The 15,030-nt window shown below is 40.1% G+C and carries 15 protein-coding genes; 1 reads left to right on the forward strand and 14 read right to left on the reverse strand.

Translation table 11 applies throughout. The annotated features are described in order from the left end of the window. Nucleotides 1-4: 4 nt before the first annotated feature. The 7 genes from cysC to NSS87_RS20565 all read right to left on the reverse strand — a co-directional run bounded on the left by cysC (nucleotide 5) and on the right by NSS87_RS20565 (nucleotide 6,662). Entirely contained in the window at nucleotides 5-568 is a 564-nt protein-coding gene (gene cysC / locus NSS87_RS20535; protein WP_339248627.1) for an adenylyl-sulfate kinase, read from the reverse strand. Next, nucleotides 565-1,161, reverse strand: coding sequence for a hypothetical protein (locus NSS87_RS20540; protein WP_339242434.1), 597 nt, complete (start codon nucleotides 1,159-1,161; stop codon nucleotides 565-567). Before NSS87_RS20540 ends, cysC begins: the two co-directional genes overlap by 4 nt. 65 nt (nucleotides 1,162-1,226) lie before the next feature. Then, nucleotides 1,227-1,958 carry a class I SAM-dependent methyltransferase gene (locus tag NSS87_RS20545; protein ID WP_339242436.1) on the reverse strand — a complete coding sequence of 244 codons (732 nt, stop codon included), beginning with the start codon at nucleotides 1,956-1,958 and terminating at the stop codon, nucleotides 1,227-1,229. Nucleotides 1,959-2,103: 145 nt separating this feature from the next. Then, nucleotides 2,104-4,074: a serine hydrolase gene (locus tag NSS87_RS20550; RefSeq protein WP_339242438.1), complete on the reverse strand. Its 1,971-nt coding sequence runs from the start codon at nucleotides 4,072-4,074 to the stop codon at nucleotides 2,104-2,106. A gap of 194 nt (nucleotides 4,075-4,268) precedes the next feature. Then, complete coding sequence (locus NSS87_RS20555; RefSeq protein WP_339242440.1) at nucleotides 4,269-4,754, reverse strand: hypothetical protein; 486 nt, start codon at nucleotides 4,752-4,754, stop codon at nucleotides 4,269-4,271. A gap of 68 nt (nucleotides 4,755-4,822) precedes the next feature. After that, nucleotides 4,823-6,121, reverse strand: coding sequence for a DUF4179 domain-containing protein (locus NSS87_RS20560; protein ID WP_339242442.1), 1,299 nt, complete (start codon nucleotides 6,119-6,121; stop codon nucleotides 4,823-4,825). Continuing rightward, complete coding sequence (locus tag NSS87_RS20565; protein ID WP_149646933.1) at nucleotides 6,111-6,662, reverse strand: sigma-70 family RNA polymerase sigma factor; 552 nt, start codon at nucleotides 6,660-6,662, stop codon at nucleotides 6,111-6,113. Before NSS87_RS20565 ends, NSS87_RS20560 begins: the two co-directional genes overlap by 11 nt. A 205-nt stretch (nucleotides 6,663-6,867) precedes the next feature. Here NSS87_RS20565 and NSS87_RS20570 point away from each other — a divergent pair, with 205 nt between their 5' ends. Then, complete coding sequence (locus NSS87_RS20570) at nucleotides 6,868-8,736, forward strand: LTA synthase family protein (protein WP_339242446.1); 1,869 nt, start codon at nucleotides 6,868-6,870, stop codon at nucleotides 8,734-8,736. A gap of 68 nt (nucleotides 8,737-8,804) precedes the next feature. Here the strand turns inward: NSS87_RS20570 and rbsB are convergent, their stop codons facing one another. From rbsB to NSS87_RS20605, 7 genes are all read right to left on the reverse strand, one after another. Continuing rightward, the gene (gene rbsB, locus NSS87_RS20575) at nucleotides 8,805-9,722 is read right to left on the reverse strand and encodes a ribose ABC transporter substrate-binding protein RbsB (protein ID WP_076286607.1); all 918 of its coding nucleotides are present in this window, start codon (nucleotides 9,720-9,722) and stop codon (nucleotides 8,805-8,807) included. A gap of 12 nt (nucleotides 9,723-9,734) precedes the next feature. After that, on the reverse strand, nucleotides 9,735-10,703 hold the full coding sequence (gene rbsC / locus NSS87_RS20580) for a ribose ABC transporter permease (RefSeq protein WP_042189841.1): 969 nt from the start codon (nucleotides 10,701-10,703) through the stop codon (nucleotides 9,735-9,737). Between the two features lie 2 nt (nucleotides 10,704-10,705). Then, a complete protein-coding gene (locus NSS87_RS20585) occupies nucleotides 10,706-12,187 on the reverse strand; it encodes a sugar ABC transporter ATP-binding protein (RefSeq protein WP_339242449.1) in 1,482 nt (493 codons plus the stop codon). 18 nt (nucleotides 12,188-12,205) lie between these two features. Beyond that, nucleotides 12,206-12,604, reverse strand: coding sequence for a D-ribose pyranase (gene rbsD, locus NSS87_RS20590; protein ID WP_339242451.1), 399 nt, complete (start codon nucleotides 12,602-12,604; stop codon nucleotides 12,206-12,208). Between the two features lie 2 nt (nucleotides 12,605-12,606). Beyond that, nucleotides 12,607-13,485 (reverse strand): ribokinase, encoded by an 879-nt coding sequence (gene rbsK / locus NSS87_RS20595; RefSeq protein ID WP_339242453.1) that lies wholly within the window; start codon nucleotides 13,483-13,485, stop codon nucleotides 12,607-12,609. A 27-nt stretch (nucleotides 13,486-13,512) separates the two neighbouring features. After that, nucleotides 13,513-14,493: a LacI family DNA-binding transcriptional regulator gene (locus tag NSS87_RS20600; RefSeq protein ID WP_042189849.1), complete on the reverse strand. Its 981-nt coding sequence runs from the start codon at nucleotides 14,491-14,493 to the stop codon at nucleotides 13,513-13,515. A gap of 140 nt (nucleotides 14,494-14,633) precedes the next feature. Next, nucleotides 14,634-15,029, reverse strand: a complete 396-nt coding sequence (locus NSS87_RS20605) for a VOC family protein (RefSeq protein WP_042189851.1) — start codon at nucleotides 15,027-15,029, stop codon at nucleotides 14,634-14,636. Between the last annotated feature and the right edge of the window lies 1 nt (nucleotide 15,030).

Below are 15,030 nucleotides of genomic sequence, written 5' to 3' on the forward strand. Positions count from 1 at the left end.
TGTTTTATTTCCTCCCCATAGCTGATGTGTGTTGAAGGATTTTCGACACACATTCATCTAAGGAAAACTTGTCTGTCTCTACGATCACATCCGGGCTAACGGGCTCCTCATATGGAGAATCAATACCCGTAAAATGCTTGATTTGCCCGGCTCTTGCTTGTTTATATAGACCTTTCGGATCTCTCTCCTCACATACTTCCAAAGGACATTGAACATAAACTTCCTTGTAGGAATCCCCTATGAGAGAACGGACCTTATCGCGTGTAGAGCGGTATGGAGAGATCGAGGCAACGATCACATTCAGGTTCGCATCAAGCAGAATCTTACCAATCTCACCAATTCTTCTACCAACTTCCAGTCGATCTTCTTCGCTAAATTGAAGATCCTGATTAATACCTCTTCTCAATGTATCACCGTCCAGAATGTAGCAATTCTCAATGTGATTTTTCAGTTCCTCTGCAAGCGTAGATTTACCTGAACCCGATAGTCCAGTTAGCCAGATCATTTGATTCATAGATACGTACCTCTTCCTGCTAGATTCTATTGTTAAAATACTTTGTATGGTTATTCTAGCTTAAACACAATTTCAGTACCTGTCCCATCCTTCTTTAAGGGTGGACTAAATTCCCTGAACTCTAATTTAATACCGGAGTTATCATCTGCGAGAGGCGGAGATACTACGTAGTTATAGGCTGCATGTCCTGATGAACTTCCACCATTCGTCATTCGACAATCATACGATTTATCTATATATAACTCAAAGTGGTTAGGTTTATTAGCATATAATTCAGAGGTAATATCCCAATCTATACTAAGCGTGATAACACTTGCATTACTGTATTGTCGTATAGAGGTCAGTGTATAGAAGAACTCATCTGCCTCAATAGATTGTAGAACAGCAATATGTTTTTTAAAATCAGTTGGCTCGACCATCGGCTTAAAATGTTCTTCATTAAATAATGTCCCAAATACCGATTTCAAAAAATCCTCGTAAAGTTCAAACTTGCCCGCCCAATCAGAAATATACTCAAATGGTGGAAATCCTGGATTATTATCCGAGCGTTCCTTACGTTGTTTTATCAATGCACAAATCTGCTCATCGATCTCAATAATTTGTTGATCATAATGCTCAGTGGGGCGTATATATGGCATTCGTTTCATCGTAGACCTCCTCATTGCAATTCTTTTCATTCATATGCTCATTAGACTAGCGTTACTTCAACAAACTATTTTATACATTTAAACACGAGAAAAAGTGGGATTCTCATCCTTCTCTTATACTCGCATTCACTATCAAAAAACTGAGGATTTGGTTTACATTCTCTGATATCCTCTATTTTAAATCCTACATTTTTCAGTGACTGAAAATACTCTTCAAAAGTTCTGTGGTACTTAACTACACTTTCTCCAATCCAAGGCTCCATTCTCTTACCCATTTCAAAATAATTATCGACGATCCAGTCCGACTTTCTTTCTGAAGTTGTTGCACTTTTCATGGATGATGTTAGAACCGGATGCTGTACACTAAAAATAAACTGACCATTAGGGATAAGCGCACTACGGATACTATCAAAGATTGGTTCTAGGTCTTGTAAATAATGAATAGCTAACCGAGAGATTACCAAATCATAGTTCTCTTTTGGGTAATTCCAACTCTCTATAGTAGCATGGTGAATCTCACTTTTAGATGTATTTAACAGTTTTTTTGCCGCTTTGACCATATTACTTGAACCTTCCACACCTTCGTAAAAGTTACATCCCTGCTCAAGCAACTCATATCCGAACTTAGCATCCCCGCATCCTAAATCGAGCACCTTTTTCCCAAGTACATCACCCATAAGATCATATATAACCGGCTTTTCAATAATGTTATTTGGGCTATCCGCTCTGTTTCTTCTCAATAAATAGTTATAGAAAAAATCTTCATTGTCATACACCGATGACCCTTTGTAATCCAAAAAAATACCTCCTTGCTGTTTAGAGTATACTTTTGGGTAATTTTAGCATCTAAAACAACCTTATACTACCGATAATTTCATTTAGCTCTTAAACTCCTATCATTAAAAAAAACACCCCAAAGAGTCTCTCTGAGGTGTCCAATTCTTAGTGTTTGATTGGCAACGTATAGTATCCAAAAGCAAGATCAAGTAATGCACTCGCTTCTTGGCGAAGCAAAGGCTTTTTAGAACGAAAATCGACAGTCCCGTCATCATTCACTTTTGTATCAGGATCTACAATGCCTTGTGACACTAATGCTATGATCGAATCAGTGGCCCATGAGTCTGTGTCACCTTTAAGCGTAATTTCTGAAGCTTGCTTAGCTTGTTTTAGATTTTGAATCATAACGGCTGCTACTTGTCTTGTAATAACAGCATTACGATCAAAACCAGGGATACCTTTTTTCGTTAATTCTTTATTCCCCTCAATTAAATGAGGAAAGCCGTACCAACCATGAGCAAGAATTAGAGCATCCATAAACTCACCTTGCGTCATCGTTCCCTGTGGTTCGAAATTGTTGCCAGATTTAGCACTTATCACATCAAGCGAATACAGGTTGTCGATGTAAGATTTATAAGCGCTCTCCTCAGATACATCAGCGAATGCTGGCTTCGTGTGAACCTTACGAGCATCTGAAACAAAGTCTGGGCTATTAGGATTCGTATAATAAAAGTATTCGATCTGATCTTTATGATCTTTTTTAAAGGCCAATTTGTTACCTAATTCATCTTCGAACAATAGCGGATTAATCATTCGTAACGTATGTGTACCGCTTGTTCCAGTCTCCATAATCAGATTGCCATCTGCATAGGTGAAGTTCGATTTCAAGAAATAGAATCTGGTGTTCAAATAAGTTCCAGTATATTTAGTAGCTTCTGATGCAGGTAATGGGAGATACGTTGGCGCCTCTGGTGCTTTCTTTTCAGGAAAATAGTGATCCATCAAGGCTTCATAAATATCTAAGCTCATCATTGTGTCATTGTTATAGGACATGTAGAAAGCGGTATTCTCCTCTGGCAATAATACGATCAGTGATTGATGACCAGGCATATTTCCACCTTTGAGAACCACATGATAGCCATTCATCAGATCATTACGATACCCTTCAAATCCTCCAATCGTCGTCATCGGAAGCAATTCATTCGCAAATACAGAGTAGGTTTGCATCATCTTTGTGGTTTCTTTACTAATGATTTGCTTTCCATTCACGCTACCCTGTTGTTGAAAAAGAGTTAAATATTTAGCCATATCTTCTCCTGTGGAAAGGATGCTGCCCTGTGGCCCATCGGTAGGAGCATGCCCAAAGGTTGGGTGAGGTTTACCATCTGGACCATAATGCGTGGCCATTCTATCTAACAGCACTGGGGTAAATCGAGCACTAGTAGAGTTCATTCCTAACGGTTTGAACACATGGTTCTCCATATACTTATAAAACGGGGTACCACTTACGTTCTCAATCGCATAACCCGCAAGTAAAAATGCAAAATTATCATAGGTGTAAGCTTCACCAGGTGTCCGAACGACCGTCGGCATATGCTCCGTCATAAACTTTTTCATTGGGATGTCTTGATCTACATATTCCGGTGCAACAAAGTTAGCTTTATCCGGGTAATCAAAGCCCGTTGTGTATGACAACATATTTCTTAAGGTTAACGGAGTTTCCGTTTCATTAGGTACTTTCATTCCTCCAAGATACGCATTGATATCGTGATCAAGATCCATCTTTCCTTGTTCCACTAGCTGCAAAGCTGCTAAAGCGGTAAATGTCTTCGACACGGATGCGATCTGAAAGACGGTATTCTTATCGACAAGTGTTTTCTTTTCTTTGTCCGCATATCCGTACCCTTTATTCACGAGCACCTTTCCGTCTTTAACCACTACAAAATTGGATCCGTTCACATTGTAATCCTTCATTTTCTGCGCAAATATAGGGTCCGCGAAAGCCTCGATTTCTTTTCCATTAAAAGAGCCTTTCGAACTGGTTGCGTTAGTGGAGACTGGTGCTGAACATGCTGTAAATACAGCTGTTGATAATAATAGTGCGATGACGCTAAGCTTGCGTGTCTTTTTCTTCATAATCCATTCTCCTCTATAGGGTTAGTTGTAAATAGTAAACCTGTTCTGAGTATCACAAACGGATTGTCATTCTAGCTAGAAACGTTCTGTCACCAATTAGCTTCGTTACATGTCATATGACATAACGATTTAATCAAAAAAAGACACCAACAAGGAGTCAGTGTCTTTCATTTCACATATTAGTTTAGAGGAGCTTAGAGCCATCTCGAAAAACTTTTATGAGATACATTGATCTGATTTCGTTCGGCCCAAGCTTTTAACTGTTTCATTATTTCATCTTCATCTTTTTGTGACAGAAAATTAAAGCATAATTTATAAGGAACAAATTTATTCACTTTAGGTCTAATCCCAATTACAGGACTAAAATATCCTTTTATATATATGTCATTAATCCGCTCTGCTTCTATTCCTAGATCTTCTATTAATATAGATTCCGGTTGAATCTGAATTTCAACAACTCTTCTGATCGTAAATATCCTGTAGACTAAAACAATTGCAACAATGAAACACAAAATAGCCTGACCATAAAGTAAACAAGATAGCACTAAGTTGTCACTACTTGTATAGCGATAGTTTAAATTATAAATTTGAAATAATTGAATCCCCATTAGCAGACTGATATACACCAGAAGTGGTATTAACGACGGACGCCTCACTCTATAAACCTCTGTATTATCCATGTGCCCCTCCTTTTCTCACGTCCATATAGATTACCATATGTTATAAAAAATGGATATTGCACTTTTCTTCACTTTACTGGAATCTCAATCACCTTATTGTATGCCTTCAAATAGTGTATTCCTTCTATTAGTAGTGACCCAGGCTCTGCTTGTGTATCAAATAATAAAGTTCGTTCTTTCATTAGTTTACCGTCCACTTGCTTTGTCTCTTTTTGATTGATCGTTGTTTTTAAAGGTGTACTCTCGTTGTTCGTCTCTATAGACACACCATCCAGCATTACATCATCGTCAGAAGCGATTGTTATTTCGATGCCTTGGGAGGTTTTGAAGACATCCTTTAACCATAATTCTTTATCACCCAACATCAATGGCTTATCACTAAGGGAAGTCAGGGAATACTTTTCGTCCAGCTTTTGATATCCAGGAAACTCTTTAACGACTAGCTGCATGGAATGTAGCTCCTTAGGCAATGTGTCGAAGCGAATATCAAATGTTCTTCCACCTAATGAGGTTTGATTACCACTACCCAGGATCTCTACAGGTGTTCCATCGACAATTAATTGTATCCCATGTAATCCAAGCTTCACTCGATCAAAATTATCGACATCCAGCTTCCCTTTTATTACAGTCATCGTTGGTGTAGCTGTAATTGATTTGAAGGTAATCGTCCCTTTGTCAACTTTAACCTTCTTGTTAATCGATTGTTTAATCTGAGTTTCCATGGCCTCATTAGGGTTATAAGGGAACGTAACTGTTCCTTCGCTCATCTGGCCGTTCTCTACTAGCTGCTGCCAAAAGTGTAACGTTAGTTTTTTTGAAAATGGATTTACGCTGTCAAACGACATCTGTCCTTTAATCTCCGCATGCTCTTCATTGATTAATGATGTACCACTTACTGCGTTAGAATCGGTTAAAAAACCACTTATTTTTGAGGGTCTAAAAGCGTCTACAGACATATCCTCTAGTCCATTTGGGTTAGTTAAGGTGTAATACATAATGAATTGATTGGCGTCCGCCATAATTCCGTTAATGGTAAGAGTTGTTCCGTCTAGTAACGTAGTTTTCTTGTTGATGTTTTGTCCCAACCCTTTTTCATTTAGCTGTTGTAAAGTTGTGCCATTAAGCAATTCATCAAAGCCAAAAAGCTGTTTGCCAAAATAAGCAAAAGCATTGTAGTTTTGTCCAGAGATCACTGTCACCAATAAAACAACCGCCGCAACCTTCCAAATCGGTGCTATTCTTTTCGTTCTTTTTGCGGGAGCCGAATTCAAAGCCTTTCTTAATCTCATTTCTAATTCTTCAGGTGCGGTAATGGATGCTATGCGCGTCTTCTCATCAGCTAATTGTTGCTCGACATTATTGTTCATCAACATCACCTCTGTACTGATTTTTGAGCGTTTGTAATCCATGGTAAATTCTTGATTTAACCGTTCCTATCGAAACCTTTGTAATGTCAGCTATCGTTTGATAATCGAGATCATGAAAATACTTTAATTGAATCGCTTCTCTCTGATGTTCATTTACTTGTAACAACAAGGTCTCCATATCCATTTGCTGCTCACTTCTGCGATAAGGATCATTACTACTCACTACTTGGCCTATTTCCCTATCGTCAACCTTACTCCAATCCTCTAACAGCACCAGCTTGCCGCGCTTATGAAGGAGTCGTTTACAGCCATTCACCAAAATCGTCTTACTCCAGCTATAAAATGCTTCCTCTTTCTTTAGTTGACCGATCTTTTCATAAAGTGTGACGATCATTTCGTCCATGGCATCCATGGCATCATGCGCATTCCCCATATAGCTGAACGCTAGCCTATAATAAACGTCTTTTTCAGACATGATTAAGTGGAGCAATGCTTCTTTATTCCCCTTTTTGGCTTTTTTCACCCAACGAGCAACATCCATGCCTTCACCTCTCTCCCCTATAAGAGTTAGGAGTAACTTAAAAAGTTCATTTCCCATAAAATAATTTTTATATACTATGTATGGTTTCATTCACCTAAATGTAATATTAAGGAAAATAAGTCTCTTCTATACCCCAATCTAGTTGATTTTAAACACTTCAAGTAATAGAATGAACTAATCTAAAAGAAAAGGATGGGCATAAGAGATGCCGTTTAAAGAACCTCGTACACTCAGTAAAAGATCCCTATTTTTTTTCTCTCTCATTATGCTAGTTAAAAGTTATTTTGCTTGGTATTTTCTCTTTGAAGACGGGCCTACGTGGACCACATGGCTTAAAGAAATCCCTTTTGTGCTTCTAGTCTTTTGCTTGATTGAATGGTTCGCAACGAAACGAAAAATTGCCATCTACATGCTGGTCAATGTGTTGATCACTACGCTATTTTTCTCACTCATTGTATATCATAATCATTTTGGCATCATTGCTACTTCGCAAGTATTAGATCAGGTCAAACAAGTAGGAGCCGTTAAGAAAAGTATTTTCTCGGTCCTTCGTCCGCAATATATGCTTATTTTCGTGGATATCATTGTCATTGGTTTGATCATGTTTAGAAAACAAAAGGCACTTAACTGGAAAAAAGCTATGTCGCGTAAAAGTAACCGGAAAGCGGTTGCGATCTTGTTCTGTATTTCCATCGTCATTTGTGCAATGAATATTTTTCCAAACCGAGCCAGTATGAACGAAACTGTTAAAGCCGAGCAAATGGGCATTCTCAATTATGAAGCTTACTCTCTATTAGCCAATCAAGAAGAAGAACAAATCGACGTCGCCAAGATTACACAAGCTGCGATTAACGAGACCAAAGGAATTCAAGCAACCTCAAATCCGGTTCAATTTGGAGCCGCCAAAGGAAAGAACCTGGTCATTCTTCAGATGGAGTCTTTCCAGAACTTCTTAATCAACCTTAAGATTGATGGAGTAGAAATTACGCCGAATATGAATAAGCTTGCGGCTAGCAGTTATTACTTTCCGCGTTTCTACCAGCAGGTTGGACAAGGAAATACTTCTGACGCCGAATTCATTGTAAATACTTCTTTCTATGTTCCACCTGATGGTCCAGCCACTCAAATGTATGCGCCAAAAGAGCTTCCAAGCTTACCTAAGCTGCTTCAAGCGCAAGGTTATGATACGGCAACATTCCATACCAATGAAGTCGACTTTTGGAACCGTGGCGAGCTTTATACTGCCTTAGGATTTAATCGATATTACGATAAGGAATATTATGGTGAAGAGGACACGGTATTTTACGGAGCTTCTGATGAGGTGTTGTATGAGAAAACAGCTGCAGAGCTAGCAAGGATGGATCAGAGGGATCAGCCTTTCTACTCCCATGTTATTTCGATGTCAGCACATAATCCGTTCTCGATCCCTGAGGAAAAATACAAAATGGCCCTTCCAGAACGATTCGAAGGAACATTAGTCGGAGATTATATTCGTGCTCAAAATTATGCTGACTATGCACTGGGACTTTTTATTGATGAGCTCAAACAAAATGGGGTATGGGATAACAGCTTGATTGCATTGTACGGAGATCACCGCGGACTTCCTATCTTCTCTCTAAAAGAGGACGATCACGTCTTATTACAGGAAATCCTTGGTCATGAATATACGGAACGCGAATTAATTAATATTCCATTGATCCTATCAGCGACAGGGATTACAACGCCAAGTGTAAAAGAACAGTTGGGCGGTCAAGTGGATATTTTGCCTACTGTATCTAATTTATTGGGTGTTTCTCTTGCGGATCATATTCATTTCGGACAAGATTTATTGAATCAATCGACTTATAACCTACTTCCTCAGCGCTATTATTTGCCTACAGGATCGTTCGTAAATAATGAAGAGCTCTTCCTATCTGGCAGTGGCTTCGAGGATGGTCAGCATTATACCTTATCTGGCGATGGTAACCACACGCAACAAACGACCGAGGATGAGTTCGATCGTGCTTTAGAGCTTCTCCATCTATCAGATAGTTATGTAACACAGTTACCGGATAGAGTAATTGAGGAAAAATAAGCTTATATATATCAAAAACACTGCACTCACCAAATCGGCGAATGCAGTGTTTTTCTATAGTCATTTACTTATTCTTTTACGACCAGTTTTAGAGGTGCGGCAATCAGTTTCTCAACCGTCTTGCCATCTAATACGTCTTTCGCTGCTTGAATCGCTAACTGCCCAATTAATGCAGGCTGCTGAGCAACGGTTCCTGTGAGTTTACCCGCCTCAATGGATTTAAGTGCATCTTCATTTCCATCAAAACCGATGACAGGAATATTCTTACCTGAACTCTGAATCGCTTCTATAGCACCAAGAGCCATTTCATCATTATGAGCGAAAACCGCTTGTACATCTGGATTTCCTTGGAGAAGGTTCTCCATAACGGTCAACCCTTTCGTACGGTCAAAATCAGCAGTTTGCTTCGCAATCACCTCAAGCTGCGTGTCGGCAATTTCATGGAATCCTTTCCCGCGTTCACGGGTAGCTGATGCTCCCGGTGATCCTTCTAGTTCTATAACCTTTGCACCTTTTCCAAGTTGCTCTACAATATATTCAGCTGCCATTGATCCACCTTTTACATTATCAGAGGCAACAAGGGCTTTAATATCTCCCTTATCTGCAGAACGGTCCAAAGTAACGACTGGAATATCTAGACTGTTAGCTGTCTGAACAACCGTCGAGATCGCTGAAGAGTCTACTGGATTGATCAACAGCGCATTTACACCTTTTTGCATTAAATCTTCAACGTCATTACTTTGCTTGGCTGAATCATTCTGCGCATCGATAACGAGAACCTCCATACCAAGCTTCTTAGCTTCTGCCAAAACTCCATCTTTAACAGATACAAAGAACGGATTGTTCAAGGTAGAAATGGATAATCCAATCTTCATATTCCCTGGGCCTCCGCCGCTGTTCGGCTTTGCCCACTCTGGAGGCTCTAAGGAACAGCCCGTCATAAGAATCAAGAGTAAGGAAGTAAAAATTAATGTGAGCTTTTTCATGTGGAATCCCCCTTATACGGCTTTCTTACGGTCTATGAGTACAGCAATCGCAATAACGATCCCTTTAACTACCATTTGGTAAAATGATGATACGCCGAGCAAGTTCAAGCCATTGTTCAGAATCCCGATAATAAGAGCACCAATTAATGTACCTACGATACGTCCACGGCCACCTGTTAAGCTCGTCCCCCCTAATACTACTGCCGCGATCGCATCCAACTCATAGGATGTACCTGCTGTTGGTTGCGCTGAGTTCAATCTAGAGGTCAAGATGGCGCCAGCCAATGCTGATAACATACCGGTTAAGGAATAGATCATTATTTTGATGCGGTCTACTTTGATCCCTGAAATAATGGAAGCTTTCTCATTACCCCCAATAGCATACGTTTTACGGCCAAATGGCGTTTTATGCAGTACAATCCACAACACAGCGAATACGATAATCATCGTGATAGCAGGTACAGGTATTCCTAGTAAATATCCACGACCAAACAATTGGAACGTCATGCTGTCACCAAGACCTGTGATCGGATTACCGTCCGTGTATACAAGCGTTAATCCGCGGAAAATAGTCATGGTCGCCAGTGTAGCAATAAAAGGTGCCATTCTGCCTTTCGTAATCATCAGTCCGTTGACCATCCCCATCAGTCCACCCGCTAAACAACCCACAACAATAGCTAAGATTGGATCCCAGCCTGACAACATCAAGTTGGCTGTGAAGGCACTGGATAAAGCTAGAATAGACCCTACTGATAAATCGATACCACCCGTTAGAATAACAAAGGTCATCCCAAAAGCGATAAGCGCATTAATTGCGACTTGTCTAAGCAAGTTCAATATATTAAGGGGTTCCATAAAGCTTGGATTCAGCACGGTTACGATAATAATTAGAATGATTAGCCCTAGTAATGGCCCTAATTTCTGCGTGATTTGCCCAATTTGGAAACCTTTCTTTACACTCTCATCTTTGATAGTAGTCATTACTATTGCCCCCCTGTAGCTAACGTCATGATTTTTTCTTGCGTAGCTTCTTGTTGTGAAAGTTCTCCACTGATTTCCCCTTCATGAACAACTACGATGCGGTCACTCATCCCTAAGACTTCAGGAAGTTCTGAGGATACCATAATAATGGCGACACCTCGTTCAGTTAATTCGTTCATAAGCTGATAAATTTCCCGTTTTGCCCCAACATCGACGCCGCGTGTAGGCTCATCAAGGATAAGAACACTGAGGCCAATACCAATCCATTTGGCGATAACTACTTTTTGTTGATTACCCCCAGATAAATTCCGGACCAAAGTGGATGATGATTGTGTCTTAATGTGTAGCCGTTTAATAAGCATGTCCACGAATTCTTGTTCCTTCTTAGCATTGATTACACCTTTAGGGGCAAAGTCGTATAAATTCGTCAGTACCATATTATCTCGAATAGAGAAATCTAGGATTAACCCCTCATCTTTGCGGTCTTCTGTAACAAAGCCGATTCCAGCTTGCATAGCGTCATTGGGATTCCGAATGGTAATCTTCTGTCCCTTCACCCAAATCTCACCTTGGTCTAATGATTCTAATCCGAATAAGGTTCTCATCATCTCTGTACGTCCAGATCCCATTAATCCAGAGAATCCTATGATTTCGCCAGCTCGCACAGAGAAATTAGCATTTTTAAATTGCCCTTTCTTTGAAGCATTCTTAACTTCAAGAACCACTTCTCCGGGTTTAGAAGTACGCTCAGGGAACCGGTCCGTTAATTCACGACCTACCATCTTCCGAACTACATCGTCAAAATTAGTTTCAGGAATGGGCTTCGTATCTACGGTTTTCCCGTCTCGCATCACGGTGATTCGATCACATATCGTAAAAATCTCTTCCATCCGATGCGAAATATAGACGATAGAGACGCCTTCTTTCTTTAACGAGGCAATGACTTCAAATAGTTTCTGTATTTCTCTCTCGGTTAATGCAGCGGTAGGTTCGTCCATAACAATAACTTTCGCATGAGTCATAAGCGCTTTAGCGATCTCAATCATCTGTTTTTCACCTACTGAACATTCCCCCGCCTCTTGGTTCAAAGGAATGGTCACAGAGAGCTTAGCAAACTGTTCATTTGCTAACGCTTTCATCTCTTTCCTATTTAACAGGCCGAATTTGGATGTTCGTTCCTTGCCAATGAATAGATTATCCAGAACCGTCATATCTGGCCATACATTCAGCTCCTGATGGATAAATGCGATTCCATATTGTTCTGCCTCTTTGGGATTCGTAAAGTATTTCTCCTGATCATCTATACGAATGGTCCCTTGGTCACGTTGGTGCAGACCGATCAGAATATTCATCAGCGTAGACTTACCTGCGCCATTCTCACCCATCAGGGCATGAACTTCACCATCCTTAAGTTCAAAATTCACACCGGTCAATACACGGTTAGCGCCAAAAGACTTATGAATATCTTTCATCGTAATGTGCATACACTTAGAACCCCCTTTTTATCCAAAATAGACCCCAGCTTGTAGAATACAGTTTGCATACGGCTTAGCTTCACCCGTGCGAATAATAACCTTAGCCTGCATCGTCAGCTGCTTAAATTGCTCATGTGAATACGCTTCTATCGGTATTCCCTTAAATTTATTATTCAAGTATTGAGAGGTGACTTTATTATCAGTCTCTAATTCCTCTGCAACGATCACCTTTTCGATGACCATATCCTCCGAAATGATATCAACGATATCTTGGAAGCTAGGAACCCCTAGTTTAACCGCCAAATCAATCTTCGGAACACCTGGTGGAACTGGAAGCCCCACATCTGCGATGACAATTGTATCAGTGTGGCCTAAGTCAGTAAGCACTTTGGAAATATGACTGTTTAATATCCCTTGTTTCTTCATAACTAAAGATTCGCCTCCACTTCTGCTCTTGTTGGCATACCACCTTGAGCACCAAATTTAGTAACGGATAAAGATGCTGCTCGATTGGCAAACTTTACACTATCCAGAATGGAGCTGCCTTCAGCTAAAGCAACTGCAAATGCCGCATTAAAAGTATCTCCAGCTCCGGTCGTATCTATAGCGTTCACTTTGTAAGTAGGAACCAGAATTTCTTGTTCTCCATCGTAAAATCGTACGCCATTGCTTCCTTCTGTTATAAACAGCTTGTTGGGATACTTCCGTAAAGCATCTGTAGTACTCATCCCAGGGAATAAAATCGTACATTCATGTTCGTTCGGTGTCAGATAGGCGGCATTTTCTATAATCGTGTCACTGATGGGACGAGCAGGAGCTGGATTAAGCAGCATAGGTACATTGAATTTATGGCAAAGCTCACTTACATAAGACACCGTTTCTTCGGGTATCTCTTGTTGGATTAGCACCATATCAGACCCTTTTATAGCATCCAGTGCTCGCTCAACCAACTCAGGAGTGACTAAATCATTAGCTCCTTTTACAACGATAATGCTGTTATCACCTTCTGCTAAAATGATGTGAGCTGTCCCGCTCTCGATATGTGTAACCGGTTCCACATTGGTTGTAAAAACCCGATTTCTCTTAAGATTCTCCATGATTTCCGTACCATAGAAATCTTCCCCTACACAACCAACCATCGTAACTTCTGCGCCCAAACGTGAAGCAGCTACAGCCTGATTCGCTCCCTTGCCTCCTGGAACGGTAGCGAAGCTCTCTCCAAGAACAGTTTCCCCTGCGTGAGGTCGCTTGGATGAGGTCACCACCAAATCCATTGAACAACTTCCGATTACACAAATTTTAGCCATGTCCATCAACCTTTCTTATGTTGTCATCTATTCTTTTCTTCTTGTTGTTTCCCGCTCCACAAAGCTAACGGGTAATTGAATGATTTTATCTTCTACTTTATCTTGCTCAATTAACTTAATAAGTAAACCAGCTGCTTCACGGCCCATGTCATGTGCAGGCTGACGGATAGTGGATAACGAAGGCGACAACAGGCTGCTGAGTGGGATATCATCGAATCCAATGATTTGGAGATCCTGTGGCACTCTTTTACCTAAGCGATGTGCTTCATGAATAACAGCTGTCGCCACGATATCATTACTGGCAATTACACCATCTGTATCTATATATTTATCAAACAACTCTACAGCCCATTGTTCCGCTTCCGTGTGGGAGAAGGATGAAGTCTGGATCACTTGATAAGTGATTCCCATTTCATCAAGTACTTCAATCGCACCTTGAAATCGATCTTGCGCCGGTTTAATATGCGCCGGTCCTTGCATAACTGTAATTTTGGTGCTTCCCCGTGCAATGATTTCTTGAGCAGCAAGGCGTCCGCCTTTTCTGCCATCTGCATATACGGAGGGACTGTCATTAGAAGTACGGTCAAGAAATACAACCGGAATTTTCAAATTAGAATAAATATCTTTCTCGGGAAAATTGGTTGATGAGATCATGCCAATGACATTATTTTGGATAAAGGTTTGAATATAATCCAATTCCTTTTCCTCGTTCTCATCACTATTACCAAAGATTATTCGATAACCATGCTCCTGCATCCGATCTTCTATCCCACGTGCTAATTGCGGGAAGAATGGGTTCGTAATGTCAGGCAATAGAAGTCCTATTAATTTGGATTTCCGTTTATACAATGACCTTGCAACCTCATTAGGGGTATAATTCATTTCTTTGATAGCTGCCTCAACTTTTTTTCGAGTATCGATATTCACATAACCAGATTCATTTAACACCCTAGAAACGGTTGCTACCGACACTCCAGCTATTTTTGCAACATCTTTAATCGTCATCATGATTCATTTCATCCCCCAATGTGTAACCGGTTACATGTATTACATTAATTAGATTATCATAAAACCGTTTTCATTACAAATCTTTTTTCGTTCCAATATATAACAAAAGATATCGATTGAACTCGATATCCTTAGTGAGGCTAATAAACCAGTTCACAATCATGGTGTTCCCAAACATCAAATAAATTACCATCCAGATCTTCAAATACAAAAAACTTACCATACTCACCTTCGTCACTAATATTTCCGACTTTCACATCTTCACAACTCAAATTGTTATGAAGTGATACGACATCATTAGTAAAGAAAGTGATCACCCATCTTTTCTTATCCCTTACCTCGAACACAGCTCTTGAATCATGATCACTTTGTGTTAAACATAGGATCGGTCTATTCTCTCTAAATAAGCTTAGATTGCCTTCTCTTCGATCCCTAATATTAAAACCAAAATGTTTCACAAACCAAGCTGCAGATTTCTCCAAGTCTTTTACTGGGATCACATTATATGCAATACCTAAAATTCTTCCAACCTCCATC

The sequence above is a fragment of the Paenibacillus sp. FSL F4-0243 genome, assembly GCF_037963295.1.
Lineage (GTDB): Bacteria > Bacillota > Bacilli > Paenibacillales > Paenibacillaceae > Paenibacillus_AQ.

Excerpts from the sequence above, each read along its gene's own strand:
- NSS87_RS20565 (WP_149646933.1), bottom strand. The coding sequence starts at position 6,662 with ATGGATGTTGCTCGTTGGGTGAAAAAAGCCAAAAAGGGGAATAAAGAA.
- rbsD (WP_339242451.1), bottom strand. The coding sequence starts at position 12,604 with ATGAAGAAACAAGGGATATTAAACAGTCATATTTCCAAAGTGCTTACT.
- NSS87_RS20570 (WP_339242446.1), top strand. The coding sequence starts at position 6,868 with ATGCCGTTTAAAGAACCTCGTACACTCAGTAAAAGATCCCTATTTTTT.
- NSS87_RS20550 (WP_339242438.1), bottom strand. The coding sequence starts at position 4,074 with ATGAAGAAAAAGACACGCAAGCTTAGCGTCATCGCACTATTATTATCA.
- rbsB (WP_076286607.1), bottom strand. The coding sequence starts at position 9,722 with ATGAAAAAGCTCACATTAATTTTTACTTCCTTACTCTTGATTCTTATG.
- NSS87_RS20605 (WP_042189851.1), bottom strand. The coding sequence starts at position 15,029 with ATGGAGGTTGGAAGAATTTTAGGTATTGCATATAATGTGATCCCAGTA.
- NSS87_RS20560 (WP_339242442.1), bottom strand. The coding sequence starts at position 6,121 with ATGAACAATAATGTCGAGCAACAATTAGCTGATGAGAAGACGCGCATA.
- NSS87_RS20585 (WP_339242449.1), bottom strand. The coding sequence starts at position 12,187 with ATGCACATTACGATGAAAGATATTCATAAGTCTTTTGGCGCTAACCGT.
- NSS87_RS20540 (WP_339242434.1), bottom strand. The coding sequence starts at position 1,161 with ATGAAACGAATGCCATATATACGCCCCACTGAGCATTATGATCAACAA.
- NSS87_RS20600 (WP_042189849.1), bottom strand. The coding sequence starts at position 14,493 with ATGATGACGATTAAAGATGTTGCAAAAATAGCTGGAGTGTCGGTAGCA.
- rbsK (WP_339242453.1), bottom strand. The coding sequence starts at position 13,485 with ATGGCTAAAATTTGTGTAATCGGAAGTTGTTCAATGGATTTGGTGGTG.
- NSS87_RS20555 (WP_339242440.1), bottom strand. The coding sequence starts at position 4,754 with ATGGATAATACAGAGGTTTATAGAGTGAGGCGTCCGTCGTTAATACCA.
- rbsC (WP_042189841.1), bottom strand. The coding sequence starts at position 10,703 with ATGACTACTATCAAAGATGAGAGTGTAAAGAAAGGTTTCCAAATTGGG.